General features: G+C 55.7%; 23 protein-coding genes. 5 read left to right on the forward strand and 18 right to left on the reverse strand.

Features of this window, described 5'->3' with window-relative positions; all coding sequences use genetic code 11:
• Window positions 1-15: 15 nt before the first annotated feature.
• On the reverse strand, window positions 16-1,155 hold the full coding sequence (locus ACT3T7_RS14775; RefSeq protein ID WP_444631438.1) for a polynucleotide adenylyltransferase: 1,140 nt from the start codon (window positions 1,153-1,155) through the stop codon (window positions 16-18).
• A gap of 2 nt (window positions 1,156-1,157) precedes the next feature.
• Entirely contained in the window at window positions 1,158-1,976 is an 819-nt protein-coding gene (locus ACT3T7_RS14780; RefSeq protein WP_193054473.1) for a symmetrical bis(5'-nucleosyl)-tetraphosphatase, read from the reverse strand.
• A gap of 441 nt (window positions 1,977-2,417) precedes the next feature.
• Here ACT3T7_RS14780 and ACT3T7_RS14785 point away from each other — a divergent pair, with 441 nt between their 5' ends.
• The gene (locus ACT3T7_RS14785) at window positions 2,418-3,863 is read left to right on the forward strand and encodes an FAD-dependent oxidoreductase (protein WP_444631439.1); all 1,446 of its coding nucleotides are present in this window, start codon (window positions 2,418-2,420) and stop codon (window positions 3,861-3,863) included.
• A gap of 28 nt (window positions 3,864-3,891) precedes the next feature.
• On the opposite strand, the gene apaG is transcribed toward ACT3T7_RS14785, so the two are convergent.
• The 5 genes from apaG to ACT3T7_RS14810 are packed head-to-tail and all read right to left on the reverse strand — an operon-like array spanning window position 3,892 to window position 9,705.
• The gene (gene apaG / locus ACT3T7_RS14790) at window positions 3,892-4,269 is read right to left on the reverse strand and encodes a Co2+/Mg2+ efflux protein ApaG (RefSeq protein ID WP_172117510.1); all 378 of its coding nucleotides are present in this window, start codon (window positions 4,267-4,269) and stop codon (window positions 3,892-3,894) included.
• On the reverse strand, window positions 4,266-5,096 hold the full coding sequence (gene rsmA, locus ACT3T7_RS14795) for a 16S rRNA (adenine(1518)-N(6)/adenine(1519)-N(6))-dimethyltransferase RsmA (RefSeq protein WP_444631440.1): 831 nt from the start codon (window positions 5,094-5,096) through the stop codon (window positions 4,266-4,268). Before rsmA ends, apaG begins: the two co-directional genes overlap by 4 nt.
• Window positions 5,097-5,137: 41 nt before the next feature.
• A complete protein-coding gene (gene pdxA / locus ACT3T7_RS14800) occupies window positions 5,138-6,196 on the reverse strand; it encodes a 4-hydroxythreonine-4-phosphate dehydrogenase PdxA (protein ID WP_444631441.1) in 1,059 nt (352 codons plus the stop codon).
• Window positions 6,197-7,222, reverse strand: a complete 1,026-nt coding sequence (locus tag ACT3T7_RS14805) for a peptidylprolyl isomerase (protein ID WP_441679251.1) — start codon at window positions 7,220-7,222, stop codon at window positions 6,197-6,199.
• 35 nt (window positions 7,223-7,257) lie between these two features.
• Window positions 7,258-9,705, reverse strand: a complete 2,448-nt coding sequence (locus ACT3T7_RS14810) for an LPS-assembly protein LptD (RefSeq protein ID WP_441679252.1) — start codon at window positions 9,703-9,705, stop codon at window positions 7,258-7,260.
• A 70-nt stretch (window positions 9,706-9,775) separates the two neighbouring features.
• On the opposite strand from ACT3T7_RS14810, the gene ACT3T7_RS14815 reads away from it, so the two are divergent.
• The 4 genes from ACT3T7_RS14815 (at window position 9,776) to speD (ending at window position 12,993) form a co-directional block, all read left to right on the forward strand.
• Window positions 9,776-10,786 (forward strand): aminoglycoside phosphotransferase family protein, encoded by a 1,011-nt coding sequence (locus tag ACT3T7_RS14815; RefSeq protein ID WP_441679253.1) that lies wholly within the window; start codon window positions 9,776-9,778, stop codon window positions 10,784-10,786.
• Entirely contained in the window at window positions 10,783-11,442 is a 660-nt protein-coding gene (gene murU / locus ACT3T7_RS14820; RefSeq protein WP_444631442.1) for an N-acetylmuramate alpha-1-phosphate uridylyltransferase MurU, read from the forward strand. Before ACT3T7_RS14815 ends, murU begins: the two co-directional genes overlap by 4 nt.
• A 107-nt stretch (window positions 11,443-11,549) precedes the next feature.
• Window positions 11,550-11,969 carry an OsmC family protein gene (locus ACT3T7_RS14825; RefSeq protein WP_087112043.1) on the forward strand — a complete coding sequence of 140 codons (420 nt, stop codon included), beginning with the start codon at window positions 11,550-11,552 and terminating at the stop codon, window positions 11,967-11,969.
• Between the two features lie 229 nt (window positions 11,970-12,198).
• Window positions 12,199-12,993: an adenosylmethionine decarboxylase gene (gene speD, locus ACT3T7_RS14830; RefSeq protein ID WP_172117503.1), complete on the forward strand. Its 795-nt coding sequence runs from the start codon at window positions 12,199-12,201 to the stop codon at window positions 12,991-12,993.
• A gap of 73 nt (window positions 12,994-13,066) precedes the next feature.
• On the opposite strand, the gene lpxL is transcribed toward speD, so the two are convergent.
• The 11 genes from lpxL to ftsB all read right to left on the reverse strand — a co-directional run bounded on the left by lpxL (window position 13,067) and on the right by ftsB (window position 22,422).
• Window positions 13,067-13,984, reverse strand: a complete 918-nt coding sequence (gene lpxL, locus ACT3T7_RS14835; RefSeq protein WP_444631443.1) for an LpxL/LpxP family Kdo(2)-lipid IV(A) lauroyl/palmitoleoyl acyltransferase — start codon at window positions 13,982-13,984, stop codon at window positions 13,067-13,069.
• Window positions 13,985-13,993: 9 nt separating this feature from the next.
• The gene (gene alr, locus ACT3T7_RS14840; RefSeq protein WP_444631444.1) at window positions 13,994-15,094 is read right to left on the reverse strand and encodes an alanine racemase; all 1,101 of its coding nucleotides are present in this window, start codon (window positions 15,092-15,094) and stop codon (window positions 13,994-13,996) included.
• Window positions 15,095-15,206: 112 nt separating this feature from the next.
• Window positions 15,207-16,181, reverse strand: a complete 975-nt coding sequence (rpoS, locus tag ACT3T7_RS14845) for an RNA polymerase sigma factor RpoS (protein ID WP_087112035.1) — start codon at window positions 16,179-16,181, stop codon at window positions 15,207-15,209.
• 158 nt (window positions 16,182-16,339) lie between these two features.
• Window positions 16,340-17,386, reverse strand: coding sequence for a peptidoglycan DD-metalloendopeptidase family protein (locus tag ACT3T7_RS14850; RefSeq protein ID WP_172117500.1), 1,047 nt, complete (start codon window positions 17,384-17,386; stop codon window positions 16,340-16,342).
• A gap of 17 nt (window positions 17,387-17,403) precedes the next feature.
• Window positions 17,404-18,363, reverse strand: a complete 960-nt coding sequence (locus tag ACT3T7_RS14855; protein ID WP_444631445.1) for a DUF368 domain-containing protein — start codon at window positions 18,361-18,363, stop codon at window positions 17,404-17,406.
• Window positions 18,360-19,037 carry a protein-L-isoaspartate(D-aspartate) O-methyltransferase gene (locus ACT3T7_RS14860; RefSeq protein ID WP_087112029.1) on the reverse strand — a complete coding sequence of 226 codons (678 nt, stop codon included), beginning with the start codon at window positions 19,035-19,037 and terminating at the stop codon, window positions 18,360-18,362. Before ACT3T7_RS14860 ends, ACT3T7_RS14855 begins: the two co-directional genes overlap by 4 nt.
• Window positions 19,024-19,770, reverse strand: a complete 747-nt coding sequence (gene surE / locus ACT3T7_RS14865) for a 5'/3'-nucleotidase SurE (RefSeq protein ID WP_087112027.1) — start codon at window positions 19,768-19,770, stop codon at window positions 19,024-19,026. The genes ACT3T7_RS14860 and surE overlap by 14 nt, the downstream gene beginning before the upstream one ends.
• Window positions 19,771-19,805: 35 nt before the next feature.
• The gene (gene truD / locus ACT3T7_RS14870) at window positions 19,806-20,846 is read right to left on the reverse strand and encodes a tRNA pseudouridine(13) synthase TruD (RefSeq protein WP_444631446.1); all 1,041 of its coding nucleotides are present in this window, start codon (window positions 20,844-20,846) and stop codon (window positions 19,806-19,808) included.
• Window positions 20,839-21,327, reverse strand: a complete 489-nt coding sequence (ispF, locus tag ACT3T7_RS14875) for a 2-C-methyl-D-erythritol 2,4-cyclodiphosphate synthase (protein ID WP_444631447.1) — start codon at window positions 21,325-21,327, stop codon at window positions 20,839-20,841. Before ispF ends, truD begins: the two co-directional genes overlap by 8 nt.
• Window positions 21,327-22,034 (reverse strand): 2-C-methyl-D-erythritol 4-phosphate cytidylyltransferase, encoded by a 708-nt coding sequence (gene ispD, locus ACT3T7_RS14880; RefSeq protein ID WP_172117494.1) that lies wholly within the window; start codon window positions 22,032-22,034, stop codon window positions 21,327-21,329. Before ispD ends, ispF begins: the two co-directional genes overlap by 1 nt.
• A gap of 34 nt (window positions 22,035-22,068) precedes the next feature.
• Entirely contained in the window at window positions 22,069-22,422 is a 354-nt protein-coding gene (ftsB, locus tag ACT3T7_RS14885) for a cell division protein FtsB (protein WP_193054461.1), read from the reverse strand.
• Between the last annotated feature and the right edge of the window lie 12 nt (window positions 22,423-22,434).

The raw sequence follows: 22,434 nt of genomic DNA on the forward strand, positions 1-22,434 counted from the left end.
CTTCTGCTTGGCTAATCATTCGCTTAACGCATCACTGACCGCTTGCTGGCGCTGTTCACGTAGCGCCTGGCCTAATTCAGCCCCCTTGAATCCTTGAGCGATGAGCCCCTGCGGGCTAACGCTGCGTGCCGCCTGCCAAGCAACCTGTAGCGGCTGGGCATACTCTTTTTCAATAACACCGGCACTTTCAATCACACCGACTAACGTGAGCTGTGTGGCGACCTGGTCAGGCTTACGAAAACCATCCAGGCGTTCTAGCCAATGCAGCACAGCTATCGCCTCTAAAGGCTCTTTCAGCAACGATAGGGTCAACGCGACATAGCGCGCCAACAGCGCTACGGCATTGGGTAAACGTAGCGTTGACGCCAATGCCTCGCGACCCGCATCGTCCAGCACGCTCACCAGTAATGCATAGCGCCAATGTGCCAGCGGCGTTGGGCTATCGTCAGGCACGTATTGCAGTGCGGCCAAGCCGCTCTGCAGTTTTTCTGCTGAGAACGGCCACCATATTGCCAGCGCTTCACACTGCGCCAACGTCGTGAAGTAAGCTTCGGGGCTGGGTTCACCCAAGGCTTTTTCGGTTTCGACCCATACCCGTTCAGCGGCTAAATGCTCAAGCTCACCACTGCGGCTAACCTCGGTCATCAGTGCCAGGGTTTCAGAGGCGATAGAGAACCCCAGCGACGCATAGCGGGCTAAAAAACGTGCCGTACGCAGCACCCGCAGCGGGTCTTCACCAAACGCAGAAGAAATATGCCGCAGCACGCGTTGTTCGATATCCTTCTGGCCATCAAAGGGATCAATCAGCGGCCCATCGACCCGTTGCGCAATGGCATTCACGGTCAGGTCGCGGCGCAGCAGGTCCTCTTCCAGCGTTACTTCGGGGCTGGCATGCACTTCAAACCCGGAATATCCGTGCCCAGTTTTTCGCTCCGTACGCGCCAGCGCATACTCCTCCGCTGTATCAGGGTGCAAAAACACGGGAAAATCTCGCCCCACCGGCTTAAAGCCGCGCTGGCGCATAGCCTCTGGGGTAGCGCCCACCACCACCCAGTCGTTGTCATACACTGGCCAGCCCAGCAGCGCATCGCGAACAGCGCCGCCCACTCGGTATACGTCCAGCCCGGCAATGCACGGATCATTTGAATGCGCCATCACTACCGCCCTCCTCGTTGCTGGCTGGGTACGCTCATTCGCTCACCGGTATCTATATTAAGCGCGGTTAACGTCCCACCCCACACGCAGCCCGTATCCAACGCGTCTACCCGAACCCTGGCGCCCCGAGTCTTTCCTTCTAGCGCGGCCCAGTGCCCAAACAGGAGGTGAGGGTCGTCGTCACGGGCATACTGAAACCACGGCGCAAAGCCAGGCGGGGTGCTAGCAAGGCCCTCTTTAGCAGCAAACTCCAGCCGCCCTTGGCTGTCAATAAAGCGCATACGTGCCATAGCGTTAACAATAAAGCGCAGCCGGTCCATTCCCTCCAGGTCCTCTCGCCAACGATCAGGCTGATTACCAAAAAGCTCGGTCAAGAAATGCCCTGACTGCTCGCTGGTAAGCGCTTGCTCGACCTCACGGCTATAAGCGACAGCCTGCTCTATGCGCCACTGAGGCAGCAAACCGGCATGCGTCATTAGGGTATTGCCTTGCTGCACTGCAAGCGGCTGGCACTGCAGCCAATCCAGCAGTTGCTCGCGATCTGGCGCATTAAGAATATCGTTGAGGGTGTCGTGCTTTTTTTGCCTGCCGCCGCCACGCGCGACCACCAACAGATGAAAGTCGTGGTTGCCCAGCACACAGCGTACCGAGCCGCCCAGTGCGTGCGCTTCGCGTAAACACTCAAGGGAGCCTGGCCCACGGTTGATCACATCGCCCACCAGCCACAAAGTGTCGTGCGAGGGATTAAAGTTCAGGGCTTCAAGTAGCGTCATAAACTCGGCGTAGCAGCCATGCAAATCGCCAATCGCGTAGGTACTCATGCGCGGGCCTTATATGAAAAATAAAGAGCGTCGAAATAAAAAAACGTGCTGCATGTTCACAGCACTGTAGCCGCTAAATTGCTCTGGTGAATTGGGAAAATATGGACCAATATAAATCAAGCATACCCGTTGGGAGTGCTTTTGCTTTTAACAACGCGACCATACTTTTTAATAGTTATCGTTAATTACAACCGTCAATAACATCCTGCAAAGTAAAGCACTTGCCACAGCCAAGGACAACACAACCAATATGACGCCCACCTATACACGGCGCTGGCTATTAAAAATCGCAACGTTTACGGGCATGGGCCTTGTTCTCGTCCCCGTTACCGCCTTGCTCCCTGTGGCCAACGCAACGAACGTTTCACCCACGTTACCAATACGCTTCTCTCTGGAGAGCGTATTGGTTAACGGTTGGCTACTGCGAACGAGTGATTGCTAATGTACCTGCCTTTTGAGGAGCTCAACGAGCAGGATGATACGCTGGATGTGTGTATTATTGGCAGCGGCGCTGCAGGCATGTCAATTGCCGTGACGCTAGCCCGGCAAGGCCACCAGGTTTTACTCTGCGAAGGCGGCGATGAAGTATTTAGCGAACGCTCTCAGGATAGTTACCGCGGCGAAGTGGTTGGCGATACGTATATTCCGCTCGAGACGAGCCGGCTACGCTATTTAGGCGGCTCCACCAATCATTGGGGCGGCGTTTCTCGCCCACTTGATGCGTATGACTTTATGGCCAAAACGGCCGCCCCCGAGACCGTATGGCCTATTGGCCAGGAAGCGCTAACGCCTTACCTTGGCACAGCCACCGAGCTGCTAGACCTGGATCCGATTCCTGCGGATGAGCCTGTCGCCTCCTCAGACCTTAACCGGATTCATTTTTCACTGGGAACGCCGGTACGCGTGCAACATAAGTATGCCGAGATGCTTGAAGCATCACCCCACCTGATCTGTTGCCTGACTGCCAACCTGGTGGCACTTGAAACCGAAAATGGCCGTATCACCAGTGCTACATTTGCCAACGACAAAGGCGAGACACACACAATACACGCCCGCTACTTTGTCCTCGCCTGCGGAGGGATTGATAACGCGCGTTTGCTGCTATGGTGCAACCAACAAACCAATGGCCAACTGATTCCACATGCGAAGACCCTGGGGCGTTACTGGATGGAGCATCCCCATGCAACGGTTGGGCAGGCACTTCTGTTTAAGCCAGAAGCCTTAGGGCTGGATAAGGAGTACAACGTTTTCCTCTCGCCTAATGAGCAGTCAATCACCGCGCGAGAAATACTGAACTGTGGATTACGCTTGCATCGTATGAGCCCCGAAGCAACCCAAGCATTGATTGATGAACTTGGCCTGCAGGCGCCTTCACTCGGCGAGCTGATCAGTAAGTGGCAAACGCAAGGACGCACCCTGCATGGGGTGATGTTACGAGCCTCCTGGGAGCAGGAACCTCGCTTTGAAAATCGCATTGAGCTAACTGAAGAACCTGATGCATTAGGCATTCCCCGCAGTAGGCTAGTTTGGCAACAGTCGCCGCTTGATCGGCACACTATTCGCGAGAGCTTGCTGCTATTGGGGGAGTACCTGCTTGAGGAAGATGTTGGCCGCGTACAATTGGCCGATTGGCTTGCAGCCTTACCCGTTACGCTACCGACCGATGGCGAGCTAGCTGGCCGCCACCACATGGGAGGCACACGCATGAGTCATGCCCCGAAAGACGGCATCGTTAACAGCGATTGCCGCCTGTTTGGCCAGGACAACATGTACGTGGCGGGCTCCAGTGTATTCCCAAGCAGCGGACACGCCAACCCCACGCTCACTCTGGTGCAACTCGCTCTTCGCTTATGCGATCACCTGGAGCAGCGTTTAACCTCTGCCTAGAGGAGGGCTCACTAGGGACGAGACTGTTTTAGTGCAGCTGACGCGGCACAGCCAAGCGAAAAGGCGCTACGGGCACTTCAAAGGCACGCTGGGTATAGGTGTTCAACAACGTATAGGCACCTTCCATCACGCCCACCGGTGTTTGCAAAATCGCCCGGCTGGTATAGCGAAAGCGCTGACCGGGGCCGATCAATGGCTGCTGCCCGACCACGCCCTTGCCACGCACTTCCTGACTATCGCCGTTGCCCTGGGTGATTTTCCAGTAACGTGCCATCAGCTGTACGCTATGCGGGCTTTGATTATGCACCGTCACGGTATAGCTAAATACGTAGCGTGATTCCACGTCGCTGGATTCTTCGGCACAATATTCAGGCGTTACACTGACGTCGATGGCTAAACCACTCACCCGTTTTCACTCCCATCACTACCTAGCCTTTCATCAGCAGCCACACGGTTAGCAATGGTTACATACTCAGCAACCGTTAGCGTTTGCGGGCGGCGCGTGGGGTCAATACCCAGCGCTTCTAACGTTTCAGGACTGACGCGTCCTTTCAAGTTATTACGTAAGGTTTTACGGCGTTGGCCAAAGGCTAGCTTTACCAGCTCAAACAGGAGTGCCGGGTCGTCGGCTACGTGCGGCAAACTTGCGTGCGGTGTGAGGCGCACAATGGCAGAGTCGACGTTAGGCCGGGGTACAAAGGCCTCGGGCGGTACGATAAACAGCTGGTCGACGTGGCAGTAGTACTGCGCCATCACAGAAAGCCGCCCCCAATCCGTACCGCCTGGCTGGGCAGCCAGCCGCTCAACGACCTCTTTTTGGAGCATGAAGTGCATGTCGGCAATCGCATTACCGGCCGTGAGCAGATGCACGATCAGAGGTGTTGAGATGTTATAGGGCAGATTGCCGACGACGCGCAGGGCGGGGCCATCGCCTTTCAGCGCCGCGAAGTCAAACTTCAGCGCATCGCCTTCATGGATAATAAAGTCGGGGTAGTTGAAGAACTGCACGCGTAGGCCAGGAATCAAATCGCGGTCCAGCTCAATCACCTCAAGCTTCCCTGCCGCCTCAAGCAGTGGCGCGGTCAGCGCGCCTTGGCCCGGCCCAATTTCAACAAGACGGTCGCCTTCCCGCGGCCCAATAGAGCGCACAATACGCGAGATGATACCCAGGTCACGTAGAAAGTTTTGACCGAAGCGTTTGCGAGCACGGTGCTGCTGGGGCACTTGAGACATCTAACAGAATTCCTTGGAGGTATTTTTCAATCGTGGAGGCGTTACGCCTGGCGGGCCATTTGGGCGCGCTGTTCGGCAAGACGCCGAGCAAGCGATAGCGCAACGCGCAAGCTACCAGGGTCAGCCACGCCTTTACCCGCGAGGTCAAGCGCGGTGCCGTGGTCTACCGACGTACGCACTAGCGGCAAGCCCAGCGTGATATTAGCAGCTTGACCAAAGCCAGCATACTTAAGCACGGCCAAGCCCTGGTCATGGTACATCGCCAGCACGGCATCAACACCCGCCAAGTGGCGAGGCGTAAACAGCGTATCGGCAGGAAAAGGGCCTTGAATATCCAGCCCTTGCGCACGCAGGGATTCAAGCGCGGGGATAATCGTCTCTTGCTCTTCATGGCCCAAATGGCCATCTTCGCCCGCGTGAGGATTTAGCCCGCACACGGCAATACGCGGCGAGGCAATACCAAACTGATGCACCAGATCATCGGCCAGCAAGCGGCTAATCCGGGTTACCCGCGCGACGGTAATCGCATCGGCAACCTGGCGCAGCGGCAAGTGTGTGGTGACCAATGCAACGCGAAGATCACCACTGCCTTGCCAGTCCGGTGCGTTGGCGTGTAACGCGGCATCGGTTGCCAGCATCATCACGACCTCATCAACACCGCAGGCATCACGCAACCACTCTGTATGCCCTGTGAACCCTGGGTAGCCGCCTTCAATGATGACGCCTTTATGCAGCGGTGCGGTGACAATGGCGGCCGCCTGGCCTGCCTGACAGGCCGCCACGGCCAGCTCAAGCGTGGCAAGCACATACCCTGCATTGGCCGGGTTAAGCACGCCAGGCGTTGCGGGCTCATTCAACGCTACGGGCCAAACGGGTAACTGCCCCGCGCAAGCGGCTACTTCCTGGCCTGGGCTTGTTTCCACCAGTGCCACATCAAGCTCTAGCGCAGCGGCCCGCTGGCGCAACATATCGGCATCACCAATGGCGACGGCCTGCGCCGGCAGGTGGCCCTGTGCGGCCAGCATAAGCACTAGCTCAGGCCCAATACCCGCAGGCTCTCCCGTGGTAATCAGCAGCGGAAGGTCAGCGATTTGGCTCATTTAAAGGCGAACATCCACAAAGGCTTCCGCGCGAATTTCCTGCTGCCAGACTTGCAGCTCTTCATTGGCGCGGCGCTGGAAAATGGCCTGACGCACTTGCTCCTGGCGGCTCTCATTGGTCACGTTCTGACGACGACGCTCTTCAACTTCAATTACGTGGTAGCCGAACTGTGAGCGCACTGGCTCGGAGATTTGGTTAACGTTCAGCGTCTGCAATGCTTCCTCAAACGCCGGTACGGTTTGGCCAGGACGCACCCAACCCAGCTCGCCACCGTTAAGCGCACTGCCGCTGTCGTCACTAAACTCACGTGCTACGGAGGCAAAGTCAGCGCCTTGCTGTAAACGCTGACGCACCTCCTGGGCCCGGGCACGCGCCTGCTCTTCACTGCGCGTTGGAGTTAGCTCAACCAGTACGTGACGTGCGCGGATCTCTTCGACAAACGCCTGATCGCTATTTTGATTGCCCTGTTGATCAAGCACGCGCTGAACATCACGGTCGCTGACCGATACGCGCTGACCAACCTGGCGCTGCTGCACTTGGCGCATCAACATTTCACGGCGAATGTCTTCACGCACCTCAGCAAGCGTCATGCCATCGGCTTCTACCGCGTTTGCGAACTGATCCAACGTCATGTTGTTGGATTCAGCAATCGTACGCAGCTGACGGTTCAGCTCGGTATCATCGATGCTTAGATTGTTGCGATTTGCCAGCTGTAACTGGATTTCATCCAGTATCATCCGTTCAAGCACTTGCGCCTGAAGCGCAGAGCCTGGCGGAAGCGAGCCCCCCTGAGCTTGCGCTTGCTGCTCTATCTGAGCAACACGATCGTCGAGTTCACTTCGCATAATAACGCCATCGTTAACCACGGCAACGATGCTATCGATCGGCTGGCGCTGGGTGGACTCAAAATTCTGCGCTTGCGTTACCAGTGGAGCGGCAAGCGTGCCTGCGCCCATGCACAGCGCGATAACGCTCGCGGCCGACATCGTTTTTGCATGAGCTAGCAGCATATTTCTGGTTTTCATAAAAAGTCTCTTTCAGTCGCCATTCAAGAACGTCGTTACAAGGGAGTAGGACGGTAACCAGGAATGGTCCGTTCAAAATAGCTGTCAGCCTCTTGGCCAACGCCGCCCAAGCCACGGAATACAAAGCGTAAAAATAGCCCGCGATCGTTGAAGTCATCTGCAACACGCGCAGTGTCGTTATCATCCACCCACTCGCGCCAAACAAGCTGCACGCCGTAGCAGCAGTCGTTCCATTGTACCCCTGCCAGTTTTTCAAGCGCACGATCATTGGTTTGGTCGTGAAGATACCGGCCTATCAGATCCACCCTTGGGCTGGTTTTCCAGGCAAATGACACGTCCCACTCTTCGCGGTTGTAATCACGAAAGCCATCATCGCCTGGTAACGTATCAGGGTCGAAGCCTTCGATCTCCCAACGGTAACCCAGGTTCACTACATGGCCTTCAGGGTGCCGATAACGCAGGTCAAAGCGAGTGCGTTCCGTCTTTTCACGGTGATCATCGTAAAGCCATTCGTAGCCGGTACTCCAGCGATCATTGATCTGCCAGTCCAGCCGGGTTACCAGAGGCGAACGATCACGCGTGGCCTGATAGTAACGCTGCGGGTTAACGTAAGGGTCTTCTTCTGGCCGCGCTGGCAGGGTATCCGGGTCTCCGTCACTATCAATACGGCGGTCCGAAAAATAGAGACTTTGCCCGATACCGAATGTTAGACGATCACGGCCACTGTCATCTTCGATAAAGCGCGTCTGCACACCCACTGACACACGGTTAAGATCGCCGACCCGATCCCCGCCGGAGAAGCGATGGGGCGACCACAGTTGGTCCCACGAGAAAGCCCGCTCACGACTATCGAAATCGGGTAGCTGGGTCTGGTTCTTGCGGGGTACATAGGCATAGTTAAACCGCGGCTCCAGCGTTTGCCGGTAGCCGCGATTTCCAAGCTCCAGTTCACGCTCAAATACCAGGCCGCCATCCACCGACGTCACCGGCACAGTTCGACTTGGTGAGGTATTGCGCTCCGTTTCACGGTCACCGTAGTCCAACTCGTAGGCGGTATACCAAAGCTCAGCCCGTGGTTCGATATATCCCCAGGGCTTTTCTTCGCGCCAGCCGACGGCCGGCGTTAAGTGTAGACGCGTGCCGGTTGCCGCCTCGCGTTCCGGCACCAGCCGCTCATCCACGTCACGCCAAAAATAGGTCGCGTTGGAGCGCCATTCGCTGAAGAAGCCACTGCCTAGCTGCCAATTGGAATTCGCGGTCAGGCTGGGCAAGCGGTAGAACGGCTTATCAGAGTCGCTAAGCGGGTCTTCAAGGCGCTGAAAGCCTTGCGCCCTGGCATCGAGATACCACTGGTCACCCTGATAATCTATCTGGGCAAGCCGCTCCAGGCTTACGCGGTCGCTCCCCCCAAACTCATCACCGAAGTCGTCGAAATAGCGGCCGTCACTGGAAGCGCCATAGCGCAACCGATAATTGCTGCGGCTGTTGACTCGGCCCGCATGGCGCGCATCGACATACCAACGGGTTTCGCCAGCAAAGCGGTCACTACCACTGTTACCTCCGTCGTCCCTACTTAAGTACCCCCCCTCAACGGTTCCCTCGCTTTCCGAAAACAGGTAGCGGTATTCACCGTTGAGCAGCAACCCACGGTCACTCATCCAACGCGGCGTAATGGTGGCGTCGTGATTAGGGGCGATATTCCAGTAAAACGGCTGTGCGTAGTTAAATCCATCTGACGAAAACCCGATAGCCGGGGACAACAGCCCCGTGTGACGCTTATCGTCGATAGGGAAGCGCAACCACGGCCAGTAAAAAACAGGCACGTCTTTTACTTTTAAGCGGGCATGCGTCGCGGTACCAAACCCCGACTCCTGATTTAGGCGTATATCACTGCTCACCAGCTCCCAGGTATTGGCGCCGGGTTCACAGGTCGTAAAGGTGGCATCTCGCAAGCGATACTGAGACTCGCCTGTTTGCTCAAGCTGACTTGCCTGGCCACGCAAACGCTCTTCATACAGCACATAGTGGCTGTTACGCACACTCGCGCGATCTTCATTGAGCATTAAGGTGGCGCTGTCGCCACGCACCAACGCTTGGCCATCACGCAAAGCGAGATTACCCTCAGCATCCACCTGCTCACGGTTTGCGGGTAAATAAATGCGTTCGGCTTCTAATTCCGAATTACCACGTCGCAATACCACATCGCCTCGCAGCAATGCCTCGCCATCGGCGGCGTAATCTACGTCCTGGGTTTCAACTGACAGCGTTTCCGGGTTCTGCTCTACAGGCAACCGGTAGCTGGGCATCACGTACCGGCCACGGCACAACTGTTGTGACGCTTCATCTCCTTCCCAGGCCTGCCAGTCAAGCGCTTGTGCGGGCAGCGCTTGATTCTGCGCCACCACCGAGAACGAGGCGCTAGCGAGCAAACTGCCCATCAGCGTATGCGCAACCGGTATGATGCGCGAAAATCGCTTGCCCATGTTCGTTATCCTTGGCATCCAGAATAGGTATTATACAGCCCGCATGATGCCCGACCAGCAAGGAGCTTGCATGTCCTCTTTACGGATTGATGCCCTCACCCGATGGGCCGCAGAACAAAACAGCCTAAATCCGGCGTTGATTACCCTCTCACCAGCGGGCGGCGACGCCAGCTTTCGGGGCTATTTTCGTCTAACACTACCTAATGGCGACACCCAAATAGTCATGGATGCACCGCCTGCTCAAGAGGATTCAGCCCCTTTTGTTACCATTGGCCACCGTTGGTACGCGGCGGGCTTACCCGTTCCCAAAATTTATGCCGCGAATTTAGACGACGGTTTTTTACTGCTGGACGATTTAGGCAGTACCCCCATGCAGGACCGGTTTACCGATAGTGCCGCGGCGATTCAGTATCATGAAAAAGCTCTGGGCTTGATTGCCGAGCTGCAAAACAGGGCCAGCCCAACCGCACTTCCCGACTATGATGCTGCGCTATTGGCTCGTGAACTCGACCTGTTCCCTGAGTGGTGCATGGATAAGTGGCTGAGGCTACCTTGCCCATCCAGCTGGGAGGCACTGCGCACAGACCTTATTCACCGGGCGCTTCAACAGCCGACGGTTAGCGTTCACCGTGATTTTGATGCCATGAACATCATGATCAACCATGACCGCTTATATATGATCGACTTTCAGGACGCCGTGGCAGGGCCGATTAGCTACGACGTTATTTCCTTGCTGCGAGGCCGCTATTGGCGCTTTAGTGCGGCCCAATTCGCCGAGCTGGCCACCCTGTTCTATCGCCAGGCCCGCAGCGATGGGCGCCTGTCCAGTGTACTAACAGAGGCCGACTTTATTACCCAGTGCCACGCCATGGCCGCTCAGCGTTCGTTAAAAGTGTTGGGGATTTTTTGTCGGTTAACGCTACGTGACCACAAACAGGGCTACCTGGCACGCTTACCCCACTTCCTGGATCACCTTGAAGATAGCCTGAATGGCCTGCCCGAACACGTCGCCTTTGCCAACTGGGTAAGGCTCACGCTGCGCCCAGCCATTCTGCAACGCCTGGCGGAAGAGCATCCATGAAAGCGATGATATTAGCGGCCGGTTTAGGCAAGCGGATGCGCCCGTTAACCGACCACTGCCCCAAGCCCTTGCTCCCGGTCGCGGGGAAGCCGCTGATCGTTCATCACCTGGAGCGGCTTCAGCGGGCAGGTATTGAAGACGTCATTATTAATGTCAGCTATCGCGCCGAGCAAATCATTCAAGCGATAGGCGATGGCCGGGCCTACGGTGTCAATATTCAGTGGAGCCATGAGGCCACGCCGCTTGAAACGGGCGGAGGCATTCAAAAGGCGCTACCGCTGCTGGGCGAGGAACCCTTTCTGCTGGTCAATGGTGATGTGTGGTGTGACTACCTGCCCGCCAACACTCAGCTAAAAAGGGGCGATCTGGCGCACCTGATACTGGTGAATAACCCTGACCATCATCCTGAAGGCGACTTTGCCCTGGATAAGGGGCGCGTTCTTAATCAAGGCGCACAGCGCTATACCTATGCCGGTGTCAGCATTATTCATCCCAGGCTGTTGGCTGGCCAGCCCACCGAGGCGTTTGCGCTCGCGCCACTATTAAAAAATGCGATGAATGCACAGCAGGTGTCAGGGGAACACTTCGCAGGACACTGGGTTGATGTAGGAACACCCGAACGCCTTGCCGCCCTGGAGCACTTTTTAAGCCAATAAATCCCCCGTTATAAGAAGGCCCAGAGTGGGGATTCAAACAGTGCGCCCAGGCAAAGAAATGTTATGCTGCGCGACTTACCTGTCGTCGCCAAGATAAGGAGAGCCACGTGAAAGCAAGGGTAAAATGGACGGATGGCCGTCAATTTATCGCCGAGTCGGGCAGTGGGCACAGCGTTGTGATCGATGGCCCACCCGACCACGGCGGCCGCAATACCGGGCCTCGTCCCATGGAAATGCTGCTGATGGGCATGGGCAGTTGCACGGCGTTTGATATCCTGAATATTCTCGATAAAGCCCGTGCCGATGTGACCGACTGTGTTGCCGAATTGGATGCTGAGCGCGCCGATGAAGTGCCTGCCGTATTCACCAAAATTCATGTTCACTTCGTGGTCACAGGCCGAGCGCTAAAAGAGAAGCAAGTTGCACGTGCCGTAGAGCTTTCCGCCGAAAAGTACTGCAGTGCGTCCATTATGCTTGTCAAAGGCGGTGTTGAAATTACGCACTCCTTTGAAATTGTAGAGGCTTGAGGCAGAGCGACGACGCTCGCTCCTTCGGCCTACGATGCAGCACAGCGAAAAAAAATGCCCTGCCCGGATGCATCCCCTGCCCCGGCCGGGCATAATACGCCTCCTTGTATTCCCCCTGACTGCCCTGCAAGTGCTTTTAGAACATGCGCACCACGTATGGCATTAGGTTTTTCTCGGTTCCGGCGCTGGCTCGTCGGGGTGTCTTCATCAGCCATAGGGAGGTTCGGACATGACAGATAGTCTCCGACTCCACGGGTTCAATAACCTGACCAGCTCGCTGAGCTTTAATATTTACGACATCTGCTATGCCAAGACCGAAGAGCAACGTACCGCTTATATCGACTATATCGATGAGCTGTACAACGCCGAACGGCTGACGCAAATTTTGAAGGATGTCACCAATATTATCGGTGCGCATGTGTTGAATATTGCCCGTCAAGATTATGAACCTCACGGGGCAAGCGTCACCATTCTCATTGCTGAACATGAGCTTGATGAAGCCAACCCTGAAAACACAGAACCAGGCCCTGGTCCGCTGCCTGAAACCGTGGTTGCCCATCTGGATAAGAGCCATGTCACCGTACATAGCTACCCGGAATCGCATCCTGACAACGGCATCAGCACCTTCCGTCTGGATATCGACGTATCAACGTGTGGGCATATCAGCCCGCTGAAAGCGCTGAACTATCTGATTCACAGCTTTGATTCTGATATCGTCACCATGGATTACCGTGTGCGCGGCTTCACCCGGGACGTCGACGGTAAAAAGCTGTTCATCGATCACGAGATCGCCTCGATCCAGGATTACCTGGCGGAAGATACCAAGCAGGCGTATCAGATGATGGACGTGAACGTGTATCAGGACAACATGTTCCATACCAAGATGCTGCTGAAAGACTTCGAGCTCGACAATTACCTGTTCGGCAAGTCGCGTCGCGACATTACGTTTGAAGAAGCCCGCGATATCGAAAGCCGCCTGCGCAAAGAGATGCTGGAAATCTTCTACTCACGTAACCTGGATTAATGCCTGAGTAGCTAACAACAGCCACAAAGAAGCCGGCATCGCGCCGGCTTCTTTGTATCTAAAAAAACCGTATCTAATAGAAACCTTCATCATCCCCTTCAGGGCGCGTTTTAAAGCGCCGATGCAGCCACAGGTACTGCTCGGGGTGCTTGCGAATGGCACGCTCAATAAACTGATTAACCCGCGTTGCGTCGTTAACTTCATCGTTACTGGGAAAGTTTTCAAACGCAGGTAGGCACTCAATCGTATAGGTGCGGTTATCCGGGTTGCGATGAAACATCAGCGGCACCACCGGCGCGCCCGTCATACGAGCGATTTTAGACGTTAGCCGAATGGTGGCCGCCTGCTGACCAAACAAGGGGGCAAATACACTGACATCCGGCCCAAAGTCCTGGTCGGGTGAATACCAGACAATATGCCCTGCCTTGATACGTCGCACCACGCCGCGCAGATCGTGTCGATCTATCGCCTGGCCGAAAATACGTGAACGAGCACGCGTCATAAAGCGCTCGAAAAGCGGGTTATTATGCGGGCGATATACGACATCCGCCGGAAAGAACAGCGAATGCAGCGCGCCCCCCAAATCAAGCGTTGAGAAGTGGATCCCGACGACCAACACCCCCTTGCCTTGGGCTTTGGCATGCGCCAAGTGCTCCTGACCATGGTACGCCACTCGATGACGAAATCCTTCTGCCTCCCGACACCAGCCAGTCGCGGTTTCCACTAAGCCAATACCGTTAGCAATAAAGGTATCTCTCACCAACTTTCGTTGTTCATCGGCACTCTTTTCCGGGAAGCAAAGCGCCAGGTTGGTGGCCGTAATGTCCCGCCGCCGTTTGGCAAAGCACCATGCCAATAGCCCAATGACCTTGCCTACCCAAAGCTTAATACTCCAAGGTAACCAAGCCGCGATATACATCGCACCGATGGCAAGCCAGGTTCCCCAGTAGCGTGGGTGAGCAAACGACGCTGGATACTCTTTTTTCGACATACGTACCACCTAAACTGAAGACTCTTGATAACGTCTGGGTACGCGTGGCAACACCCCGGTAAGCAGGGTATAGCTGATCGTATCGCAGTAGCGTGCAACCTCATCGACGGCTAACACTGCCCCATTGCTGGCCGTTCCCCAGAGCACCACCTCGCTGCCAATGGCAGCATCTTGTATATCGGTCACATCAACGGTCAACATATCCATCGACACTTTGCCGGCAATAGCACACCGCTGCCCATTGACCAGTACCGGCGTACCATCCACCGCATGGCGGTCATAACCATCGCCGTAACCTGCGGCCACCACCGCAATACGTGACCGGCGCGGGGCGCGCCAGCGCCCTCCGTAGCCGACGGGTTCACCTTCGTTAATCTCTCGCAAACCGATAATTTCCGAACGCAGACTCATGACCGGACGTAATTGCTGCGTGGTTGGGGTGGCCACTTCCAATGGGTCACTGCCATAGAGCATGATGCCTGGTCGGTTCCAGTCACCATGGGCGTCAGGCCAGGCAAGCGTCGCCGGTGAATTAGCTAAACACAAAGGCGCATCAAGCGCCTTGGCCAAGGCCTTTAAACTCAACAGCTGCTGATTAAAATAGTGGCCGTCGCTGGCATCAGCGGTCGCAAAATGGCTCATTAAATGCAGCGCCGTGACCTGTGGTGCATTGGCCAGGCGCTGCCAGACCGCTTCCGCCTCCGCGAGGCCAAACCCCAGCCGATGCATACCCGAATCGACTTTTAACCAAACGGGAATGGGTTGGCTTGGCGAAAATGCCAGCAGCGCGTCTACCTGCCATGCGCTATGAATGGCGGTCCACAGTGCGTAGCGCTCCACCAGCGGTAACTCATCGGCGCTAAAGATACCTTCTAACAACACAATAGGTTTGCTGATGCCGCTGTTACGTAGCGCAATCGCTTCTTCGATACACGCCACCGCAAACGCCGGGACGTGGCTTTCCAGCGCGTGAGCACACGCTACAGCGCCGTGACCATAGGCATCCGCTTTGATAACCGCCACCGAGCGGCTTTGTGGCGCGCAGCGGCACGCCAACTGATAGTTGTGACGCAGAGCATCCAAATCGATATGGGCCGCTAGCGGGCGCATTGCGTATCTCGCTTATACATAATAAGTCATCAAAAATAGCCCCTCTAACAACAACGCACCGAGTATAAACTCGGTGCGTTGAGGCCGTGCCTACGTAGCCACGCTGTCTTGGCTAGCTTTCGAAAATCGCCTCTAGCGACAGGCCTTGCTTTTCAAGCGTACGGCGTAGCTTCTTTAATGCCTCGACTTGAATCTGTCGTACACGCTCGCGTGTCAGGCCAATTTCAGCGCCGACCTCTTCCAGGGTGGCCGCCTCATGACCGCGCAAACCAAAACGACGCACGACCACTTCACGCTGTTTATCACTTAGCTCATCAAGCCAAAGATCCACGTGTTCACGCACATCACCATCTACCAGGCAACCTTCTGGGCCTTGAACATCATCATCGGCCAAGGTATCAATCAGCGGTTTATCACTCTCTCCACCCATGGGGTAGTCTACCGAGGAGACACGCTCATTGAGGCCAAGCATTTTCTTGACCGTATCAACCGGTTTGTCGAGATGCTCAGCAATCTCTTCAGCGGTCGCTTCATGGTCAAGTTTTTGTGTCAGCTCACGCGCGGCACGCAGATAAATATTAAGCTCTTTCACCACATGTATCGGCAGACGAATGGTGCGCGTTTGGTTCATTAGCGCGCGTTCAATGGTCTGTCGAATCCACCATGTTGCATAGGTTGAAAAGCGAAACCCACGCTCAGGGTCAAACTTTTCAACGGCACGAATAAGCCCTAAATTACCCTCTTCAATGAGATCCAGCAGCGTCAGCCCACGGTTTAGATAGCGCCGGGCAATTTTAACCACCAACCGCAGGTTAGACTCGATCATTCGAGAACGACCAAGCGGATCCCCCTTTCGCGCCAGGCGGCCATAATAGACCTCTTCTTCTGGCGTTAAGAGCGGCGAAAATCCTATTTCATTGAGGTAAATTTGCGTCGCATCCAGGCTTTGAGTCGATTGCCGGTCCTCACGTCCTAGTGCTTTCTCAAAAGCTTCCTCTTCCGCTGCGACATCATCGTCAGCGTTTTCCAACGCTTCTTCGGCAGCATCCAGGTCAACCTCCTGTAGGTCCTTCTCCAGCATACTCATGGCCTTACCCCCGTAGTATCGCCTGCCCGCCTTTTAATATTTAAAGGTAACCACGCTTACGTGTGCGTTACTGGTGTTATTATTTTTATGTGGGCCAGCTCGTAAGGGGCTGGCTCAACAAAACCTTGCCGCTACTCGCTTATCGGGTACTCCACTGATTAGCGTGCAGGTAAAAACTCCATAGGATCCTGAGGCTGACCATCACGGCGCACCTCAAAGTGCAGCCTAACGCTTTCTGCATCACTGTTTCCCATGGTGGCGATCACTTCGCCTGCTTCAACCACGTCATTTTCACTAACGTTTAAGCTGTCGTTATGCGCATAGGCACTTAGGAACTGATCGTTGTGTTTAAGAAGAATAAGATTACCGTACCCACGTACACCACTACCCGCATAAACGACAATACCAGGGCCTGCGGCTTTGACAGGTTGCCCCTTTTGTCCGGCGATATCAATCCCGGCGGTAATCGAATCACCTTCGCCGAAGTTGCCCGTGACTTGCCCATCTGTCGGCCATTGCCAGTTGATCGTCTCTGCGGGCGTGAACGTACGCGATGAGCGGTCCGAACGTTCCACTGGAGCAGCCGCAGGTGTTTCGGATTGAGCAACCACCTGCTCCTCAGGCTCCGATGCTGGGACCGCTTCTGGCTCAGGCCTTGGCTCGGTAGCAGCCACCTCGGGTTGAGAGGGAGATTCTTGCGGCGCACTGTTAGTTGACGCTACCTGCTGAGCACTTTCAACGGCTTGTTGTTCAGGGCGCTCAGCGTTTAAACGCTGAGCGCGTTCAATCGCCGACTCATCAGGCAGTAGCCAATCAAGTTCCTGGTCGTTACTGGCTACTGCTGTCGCCTGCGGGTTGAGCCCGGTTGCGACAACGCCGCGCGATTCACTCGGCGTGTTTTGCGCCTGATTTGCGGGCTGGGAATTATTGCCAGCCCCTGCCCCTTCACGCAATGCAATCATCTGTCCGGGGTGAATTTGGTAGGGCGCATCAATATTGTTGATAGTAGCTAGCTGGCGGTAATCCAGATTATGCTGCCAAGCGATGCCATACAGGGTATCGCCTGGTTTGACGGTATATTGAGGCGAGTTTTCCACCACGCGACTCGCTTCACTCAAGTCACGTACTTGCGGGGTATTGTGCTGCTGATTGGCACACCCGCTAATTGCCAACACCAAGGCTGACATCATGAAGACTTTACGCATGCAAACCCTACTCCTTTTCAGCGCTGAGCCGTATTAGTTGAATCTAACGTGGTCGACTTCCCTGCCCGACGGTTCAATAGCATGACCAGCAATATACCAACGACCATCAGCAGCACCACGCCGATAATCTGCGCGGAAGCGCCGGTCAACGCGGCATAATCACTGGGCAGCAAATAACGGTACTCCAAGGGTATCATTTGCCCGCTTGGACCAACCTGATAACGCAACAGCTCGCGCCATGGCCACAGAACCGGCAACGAGCCAATAATAAACCCTAAAAGCAATTGCATCGTAAAGCCATGATGACGTCTTAACAGCCAGGATAATAGCCGCGAAAACAGCGCAAGGCCTATCACACATCCCACACCAAACAGCATAATAATAGTGATGTCGAAACTGCGAATAGCCCCCATTATCGTGCCGTAGAGCCCCATCGTGAGCAACAAAAAACTGCCCGACACGCCTGGCAACAACATGGCGCTAATCGCAATACACCCCGCCACCATCACAATCGTGGCCTCATTACCGAGCAATAGCACCAAGGGCATCAAGCTCGGTAACATTCTGGCTAACAGCAAACCGGCCAACAACGGAAATAAATACCAAAATTTCCAGCGGTCTCCCGCTTGAGCGACCACCATTCCAGAGGCGGCAACCAGCCCGAAAAAGAAGCCATCAAGCAGCAGAGGGTGCTCTTCCATCAGCCATAGCGCCAAGTGCGCCACGCTGACCAGGCTGATGCCGACACCGGCCAGCAAAGGAATCAAAAAGGCCAGGTTCAAGTGCTTAACGAGGGCACGCCACCCATCACGCTGCCAAACCACCAACGCGCCAGGACCAAACTGCTTAATGGTATTGATCAGCTCTTCATAAATGCCGGTAACAAAGGCAATCGTGCCCCCCGAAACTCCGGGTATGGCATCTGCGGCCCCCATCCCGGCACCTTTAAAAAAAATCCCCAAGGATTTACGCTTCAATCCACTACTCCTTGCAATAAAGGTACAAAACGAACGGGCTCAAGCCGCCGCTTCTCAAAAGCATTCCCAATGCGCTTTATCTGGGTAAGCCATTGGCTGCCATCAGGCGCTTCCAACGGCGCAATCAACACCCCATCGCGACTTAGTTGCTCAAGCAATATTTCAGGCAGTGTCTGCGCACAAGCCGTCAATAAAATAACATCGAACGGTGCTGCCGTTGACCAACCCTCGCCGCCATCGGCAACGGTTAGCGTTACCTCTGCGCCCAGGCGCCAAAGGCGATCACTCGCTCGCTCATGCAAGGCGTAAATACGCTCAATGGAGTAAAGCTCCTTCACTAAGCGCGACAAAATCAGCGTTTGATACCCAGAGCCGGTGCCCACTTCCAACACACGGCGTGGCTCGGCTTTCACAACCAGTTCTGTCATCCGCGCCACGGTAAGCGGCTGTGATAACGTCTGCCCAAAGCCGATAGGCAGCGCCGTATCTTCATAGGCACGATGCGCCAAAGCCTCGTCAACAAACAGATGCCTGGGCTCGCCAGCCATCACATCAAGCACATCCGGATGTCGAATTCCCTGTTCGATCAACCGATCAATCATGCGATCCCGGGTACGCTGAGAGGTCATTCCCCGCCCGCGCCGCTCAATGGGCGAAATATCAGGCAAAGGCATCCAACCAATCCTGTACGTCACGGCACGCAGGGTGGCGCGTCAAGTCGGTTTGCAGCGGCGTAATCGATACATAACCTGCCTCGATCGCTGCAAAATCGGTATCTTCACCGTCATCCGCATTGGCAGCAACCGGCGCAATCCAATAGCGCGTCCGCCCACGTGGGTCTTCGATCGCAAGCGGTTTTTCAGCCGGGCCACGATATCCAAGCCGGGTTACCTTAACGCCTTTGATGGCTTCCCACGGCACATCTGGAACGTTAACGTTGAGCAGCGTTCTGGGCGGCAAGGAGAGTTGATCGGCGGCACCAATCAGACTGGATGCCACTTTCGCCGCGGTGTCAAAATAACGATCACCGCATAGCGACATGGCAATCGCGATCATGCCCAGGTTGCGCCCTTCCATGGCCGCGGCCACCGTGCCTGAATAGAGCACGTCATCGCCTAAATTGCCACCGTGGTTAATCCCTGAAATAACCAGATCAGGCCGCTCATCCCACACGCCATTTACGCCCAAGTAAACGCAGTCAGCGGGCGTACCATCCACGCTATAGAAACCATTTTCCAGCGCGGTTAATGAGAGCGGGCGCGATAATGTCAGCGAGTTACTTGCCCCGCTACGGTCACGGTCCGGGGCAACGACACGCAGCTTGGCATGAGCCTCCAGCGCATCATGTAGCGCTTTCAGCCCTGGGGCGTAAACACCGTCGTCGTTAGAGAGCAGCAGTCGCCGCATTGATGCCTCCTTGTTGATCAGCGTAATCTGGCGGCTTACGCCATATCCGGGTGATGAATGAGCTCACCGATAACGGCGGTAGCAAAACTGCCTCGGGGTAGTGCAAACGAGAGTAGCACGGCATCAGATTCCCAAGTGAGCTGGGGCGCCGTTAATCGCATACGCAGTGCCCTATGGGAGCGTTTCACACCGCTGGCTTCCAAACCTTTACACAACTCAGGATGCTGACGGGCTAGCTGCGCCTCGTAGCGCCCTGCGTCATCAACGGCGTTTTCACCAATGCCCCAAAGCGCCGCGGTTGGATGCACGTCCAGCTCAGCAGCACGCGTTATCAACGACTCGTCCACCGTGTCGACGCCGAATACGCTTTGGGTGCCGTCAAGCATCACGGTATCGCCTGGGATAGGCTGATGCCAGTTGCCGTCCGCCAAGCGAGCGCTTAGCAGCTCATTAAATAGAAAGCTTCGCGCAGTAGAGAGCAGCATTCCTTGACGGTCGTCACGTTTGCGCCACCCCCGTGCGAGTAGTGCCTCGGCACGCTGTAAATTACGCGCCTCAGGGCCGAAACGCTGAGGGCCAAAATAGTTGGGCGCCCCGAACTGGCAAAGCGCCTGCCAGCGATGAACGAAATCATCCGCCGTGATCGCGTCGCCACTCAATCGTAACGTAAACGCGTTAGTGCGATGAACGCCACGTTTTAGTTTGCGTGGGTGACGCACGCTTTCAAGCACCGTGATGCCCAACCCACCCAGTGCTGATATCAAGTCAGCAGGCGCGTCACGCCCTGGCAAGTGAATGCTTAACCATTGGCGCGTCACGGCTATTCGGTCCTTCATGCCTGAATAGCCAATATCTCGCGGGGTCACACCGCATAATCGGCTGACACTTTTCACCACATCCAGCGTGGTCTGATTGCGTTTTTCAATCCGCAGCCAAAGATGCTCACCATGCGATTCGGGCGTGAAGTCCAGCTGCTCGTCAACCAAAAAATCCTCAGGTTGGGCCCGATAATGCCCCGGCTTGGGCGGCCCAAACGCAGCATCCAAAGAGCGTGCCCACTGAGGCAGCTTACTCATTCAACGCCTCAGGCTGGCCGAGTAAAACCACCGTTTCAGCAGCAATGCCTTCCCCGCGCCCGGTAAACCCTAGCCGTTCCGTCGTGGTGGCCTTAACGTTTACCTGGCCCAAGGAAACACTCAAGGTGTCAGCAATGGTTTGACGCATTGTCGCAATATGCGGCGCCATTTTGGGCGCTTGAGCCATCAGGGTCGCGTCCAGGTTTACAACTTCATAACCTTCCGCCCGAACCAGGCTCATCACATGGCGCAGCAGCATACGGCTATCAGCGCCTTTCCATTCGGGGTCGGTATCGGGAAAGTGATGGCCAATATCGCCCAGCGCGCAGGCGCCTAACAGCGCATCGCTGACCGCATGAAGCAGCACATCGCCATCGGAGTGTGCGACAAAGCCCTGTGAAAACGGCAGTTTAACGCCACCAATCATTAAGTGGTCGCCGGGGCCGAACCGATGAACATCAAAGCCATGACCAATTCGCATTAAGCCTCCTGAGTAAACGTATCTGATTGTGCTGACAAAATGGCGGCGGCGAGGGCAAGGTCATCCGGATGCGTCACTTTTAAATTATCGCGCCGCCCGCTAACCAGTTGTGGCTGCCTACCCAGCGCCTCGACCGCTGACGCCTCATCGGTCACCATGCGTTTTTGATGCCGGGCACTCTCAAGTGCCTGGCGCAATAGCCCGTAATGAAACCCCTGGGGTGTCAGCGCATGCCAAAGCCCTTCCCGGGGTTCTGTACAGGTACTTTGTTGTTCGGCGTTGGCCCGTTTCATGGTATCTGCCACCGGCATCGCTAATAGCGCCCCGCCGGTGTGATGAGTCACCGCCTGATACAGGGCATGCAGGTCGTCCGTGGTAATACACGGGCGAGCCACATCGTGCACCATCACAATATCGTCATCCTGTGCGGGTATGGCATGTAGCGCATTGAGTACGCTATCCATGCGTTCGATGCCGCCCGTTACGCGCTGCCAGGCCGCAAAAGGCACCCATTCAGCCTGAAACCACTGATCATCGCTGTCCAGGCAGAGCACTAACGACGCCTTGGGAAACGCCTCGTAAAGTCGCGCCAGAGTGTGCACCAGTATTGGGCGCTCACCTAACATCAGGTACTGTTTGGGTTTATCGGCTCCCATACGACGCCCTTGCCCGGCGGCAGGCACGATCAGCCAAAGCGTCTTTTTCACAGCCGCTTACCTGACATATTCTCTGTTCGTTTACTCACTGTGCCGATTGCTCACGGTCTAGTCGTGGTTGGACCACCAGGCCTGCGTTAATACCTATCAACTCGGTCGTTATGGCGACACCCGGCACCCAGAAAAACTGTTCATCGCTACGCACCATGCCCATATCACTTCGGGCCCGCTCTTCAATAGCGTCCAGCCCGGTTTTAAGATCGGTGACCTCGGCCGCTAAGCGTGCGTTTCGCTCGCGCATGGGCAAGTTGGCCTCTTCCTGTGCAGTAACGCGCTGCTCGACTATTTGCAGGTCACGCCAGCCGCCATTACCTAACCAAAGCGTGTACTGGAGCAAACCCAGTACGACAAGTAACGCTACCACAACCCATTTGTGCATCACCGATCTCCC

Source organism: Halomonas sp. 111 (assembly GCF_052379685.1).
GTDB lineage: Bacteria > Pseudomonadota > Gammaproteobacteria > Pseudomonadales > Halomonadaceae > Vreelandella > Vreelandella citrativorans.

Bases quoted from the DNA above. Each gene is read 5' to 3' on its own strand.
- ftsB (WP_193054461.1), bottom strand. From the start codon at position 22,422: ATGCACAAATGGGTTGTGGTAGCGTTACTTGTCGTACTGGGTTTGCTC.
- surE (WP_087112027.1), bottom strand. From the start codon at position 19,770: ATGCGGCGACTGCTGCTCTCTAACGACGACGGTGTTTACGCCCCAGGG.
- ACT3T7_RS14785 (WP_444631439.1), top strand. From the start codon at position 2,418: ATGTACCTGCCTTTTGAGGAGCTCAACGAGCAGGATGATACGCTGGAT.
- truD (WP_444631446.1), bottom strand. From the start codon at position 20,846: ATGAGTAAGCTGCCTCAGTGGGCACGCTCTTTGGATGCTGCGTTTGGG.
- ACT3T7_RS14815 (WP_441679253.1), top strand. From the start codon at position 9,776: ATGTCCTCTTTACGGATTGATGCCCTCACCCGATGGGCCGCAGAACAA.
- lpxL (WP_444631443.1), bottom strand. From the start codon at position 13,984: ATGTCGAAAAAAGAGTATCCAGCGTCGTTTGCTCACCCACGCTACTGG.
- ACT3T7_RS14775 (WP_444631438.1), bottom strand. From the start codon at position 1,155: ATGGCGCATTCAAATGATCCGTGCATTGCCGGGCTGGACGTATACCGA.
- ACT3T7_RS14805 (WP_441679251.1), bottom strand. From the start codon at position 7,222: ATGAAAACCAGAAATATGCTGCTAGCTCATGCAAAAACGATGTCGGCC.
- ACT3T7_RS14780 (WP_193054473.1), bottom strand. From the start codon at position 1,976: ATGAGTACCTACGCGATTGGCGATTTGCATGGCTGCTACGCCGAGTTT.
- ACT3T7_RS14860 (WP_087112029.1), bottom strand. From the start codon at position 19,037: ATGCCTTTGCCTGATATTTCGCCCATTGAGCGGCGCGGGCGGGGAATG.
- pdxA (WP_444631441.1), bottom strand. From the start codon at position 6,196: ATGAGCCAAATCGCTGACCTTCCGCTGCTGATTACCACGGGAGAGCCT.
- rsmA (WP_444631440.1), bottom strand. From the start codon at position 5,096: ATGTCTCAAGTGCCCCAGCAGCACCGTGCTCGCAAACGCTTCGGTCAA.
- murU (WP_444631442.1), top strand. From the start codon at position 10,783: ATGAAAGCGATGATATTAGCGGCCGGTTTAGGCAAGCGGATGCGCCCG.
- ACT3T7_RS14810 (WP_441679252.1), bottom strand. From the start codon at position 9,705: ATGGGCAAGCGATTTTCGCGCATCATACCGGTTGCGCATACGCTGATG.
- ispF (WP_444631447.1), bottom strand. From the start codon at position 21,327: ATGCGAATTGGTCATGGCTTTGATGTTCATCGGTTCGGCCCCGGCGAC.
- rpoS (WP_087112035.1), bottom strand. From the start codon at position 16,181: ATGAGTATGCTGGAGAAGGACCTACAGGAGGTTGACCTGGATGCTGCC.
- speD (WP_172117503.1), top strand. From the start codon at position 12,199: ATGACAGATAGTCTCCGACTCCACGGGTTCAATAACCTGACCAGCTCG.
- ACT3T7_RS14850 (WP_172117500.1), bottom strand. From the start codon at position 17,386: ATGCGTAAAGTCTTCATGATGTCAGCCTTGGTGTTGGCAATTAGCGGG.
- alr (WP_444631444.1), bottom strand. From the start codon at position 15,094: ATGCGCCCGCTAGCGGCCCATATCGATTTGGATGCTCTGCGTCACAAC.